A 341-nucleotide genomic window follows, 5' to 3' on the forward strand; every position below is an offset into this window, starting at 1 on the left:
ATTGCTGCAGGGCATCCAGCATGGCGTCGAACTTCACGCCGCCGGTCTGGGCATCGAAGTAGGGATAGGTGTTGACCTTGAAACCCGCGCCGCCAAACAGCGCGTTATGGTTTTCCCAGGTCGGATCGCTGACCCAGACCTGCGAATCCGGAAACGCATATTTGAGGAAGTCGGCACCCACTTTCAGCGCGCCGGAACCACCCACGGTCTGGATCGTGGCCACACGGCCGGCGAGCACGGCCGGATTGTTCTCGCCGAACAGCAGGGTCTGCACCGCCTGACGATAAGGCGCGAGGCCTTCCATCGGCAGGTACAGCGAAGCGGTCTGCTCGCCCTCGGCC

Annotated in this window: 1 protein-coding gene; it reads right to left on the reverse strand. The window is 63.0% G+C overall.

Translation table 11 applies throughout. From position 1 onward, the window contains the following. Window positions 1-341: aminotransferase class I/II-fold pyridoxal phosphate-dependent enzyme (locus EE949_RS25730; RefSeq protein WP_122666880.1), on the reverse strand; the 341-nt coding region annotated here is incomplete at both ends.

Source organism: Pseudomonas viridiflava, from assembly GCF_900602065.1.
Classification (GTDB): domain Bacteria; phylum Pseudomonadota; class Gammaproteobacteria; order Pseudomonadales; family Pseudomonadaceae; genus Aquipseudomonas.